We start from the raw sequence: 2,233 nt of genomic DNA on the forward strand, positions 1-2,233 counted from the left end.
AGCTCTGTCGCTTTTGTATAATCCGCTATCGTTTTATCGTGGTCGCCTTTTTGCTGATATGCATTCCCTCTATTAAAAAATGCCGCCGCATCATCCGGTTTTCGCTCTATCGCTTTTGTATAATCCGCTATCGCTTTATCGTAGTCGCCTTTATTACTATACGCAACGCCCCGATTATGAAACGCCTCCGCGTAATCCGGCTGTAGCTCTACCGCCTTCGTGTAGGCTACTATCGCCGCGCCGTATTCTTTCTTATTGAGGTGTTCGTTTCCCTGCTTGAAAAAAGCCGCCGCTTCCGCGTTCAGTTTTCCGCTGTTCCCTGCCATTTCGTCCCTCCGCTGTTCGTTTCGCAGCCTTTTGCGTCCGCCGTTTCTATGCGCGGCAGTTTCCCCGCCCCCGCGCCGTCCGCGCTTCGGGGCAATTATGCCGTATAACTGCCTTGCTGCAAAGCGTAACTGCCTTGCTGCAAAGCGTAACCGCCTTGCTGCAAAGCGTAACCGCCTTGTTGCAAAGCGCAACTGCCCTGTTGTGAAGCGTAACCGCCTTGCAACAAAGCGCAACTGCCCTGTTGCAAAGCGCAACTGCCCTGTTGCAAAGCGTAACTGCCTTGTTGCAAAGCGTAACTGCCTTGTGGCGAAGCGCAACTGCCCAAATCCAAAATATATCTAGGCAGATACAAAATATATCTAGGCAGATACAAAATATATCTAGGCAGATATAAAATATATCTAGGCAGATATAAAGTATATCTAGGCAGATATGAAATATATCTAGGCAGTTATAAAATATATTTAGGCAGATACAAAATATATCTAGGTAGTTATAAAGTATATCTAGATAGATGCAAAATATATTTAAGTAGTTATAAAATGTATCTAGGCAGTTACAAAGTATATCTAGGCAGTTATAAAATGTATCTGGGCGGTTTTGCGCCCTCCGCGTTGCGCGCCGCCCGTATGCCGGGTTTTTTCAGGAAACCCGAACAGTGCCCCTGCGCCGCGCGGGTAATGCGTAAGGCCGAACGCTCCGTCCGCGGCGCCGAATCCGCCGTGTCTCCCCGCGGCTTTCGCGTCCCCTGAATGCGCCTGCGGGGAAGGGACAGCGCAAACCGCGTGTTGCGCGCGGCCTTGCCCCCGTTGCGATGCTTATTTTTTCCCTTTTCGTCTGTTGCAGTCTTTGCATAGCATTTGCAGATTATCGGCGCTGGTTTTGCCGCCTTCCGCCCAAGGCCGTATATGGTCGCCTTCCATTTCTTCAAGGGGAAACTGTTTGCCGCATAAAGGGCAAACGCCCTTTTGTTTTTCGTAAGCGGCGTTTTTTTGAGCGGGGGTAAAAACCCTGATTGCCAGATAACTTTGTTCCCGCGTGAGAATAAACGGATATATGCCGCTTTTTTTAGTAACATCGTCGTCCAGCATAAGCCGCGCGGTTTCGGCTTCTATGTTGCCGGTGTCAAAAACAGCGCCGCCGTATTCTTTGTATAAAGCCCCCCAGTCAACGCCTTTCATCGGAGGGCGGTATTTCGTAAATGTTCCGTCTACCCAAGTGATGACGCTTCTAAAATTATTCCACAAAAGCAAGGCGTTGCTGTCGTGCTGGCGATTTGCCATATACAGTTCTATAGCTTCACCGGAGCCGCTTTCCGCTTCCCACGAAATAGCCGTTTCAAGATAATCCTGACGGTTAGCCGCTCCGGTAAGATATTTATTTGCGACCTGATAAGCGGCGCAGCCGTTTTTGCTGAAATATTTTTTAGCGTCCGTTACCCACGAGCCGGAATACACGGCGTTTCGCAGTTCTTGGTCGCGTAGTTTTACGCCCGCAATGTTGATAGTCTTAAACCAGGACAGTTTTTGGCTGTCCGTTCCGCTGCATATATAAACCGTCAGTTTATAATTGAGGATTTGCTCTTTTTCGTCGTCTTTCAGGTTGCTGAAATAGCGCATGATATGCGCGAAATCGCCGTTGACATATTGGCAAATAGAGAGCGTGCGCTGCTGTCCGTCAATAATCTCATAGGTGCCGTCTTTTCGGAGAGCCCAATACATAACGTTCAGGGGAAATTCGTTGACTATCGTATCTATGACCGCGTCGCGCTGTGTATCATTATAAATGAATTCCCGCTGGTATGGCGGGCGAATGTCAAGGCGGTTATTGTAGCCTTTTACGCGAATATATTTTCTGCCTTTTTCGTCTACCCGAAACCCTGCGGCGTTTAATGGGTAAGAATCGG

Annotated in this window: 2 protein-coding genes; both read right to left on the reverse strand. The window is 48.7% G+C overall.

Annotated elements, in window-relative coordinates; all coding sequences use genetic code 11:
• Window positions 1–326: tetratricopeptide repeat protein (locus tag AWU74_RS05105; protein ID WP_162504854.1), on the reverse strand; the 326-nt coding region annotated here is incomplete at its 3' end.
• Window positions 327–1,145: 819 nt separating this feature from the next.
• The coding region (locus AWU74_RS05115) for an HNH endonuclease family protein (protein WP_062328288.1) at window positions 1,146–2,233 on the reverse strand (1,088 nt) is incomplete at its 5' end.

The organism is Treponema endosymbiont of Eucomonympha sp. (assembly GCF_001028545.1).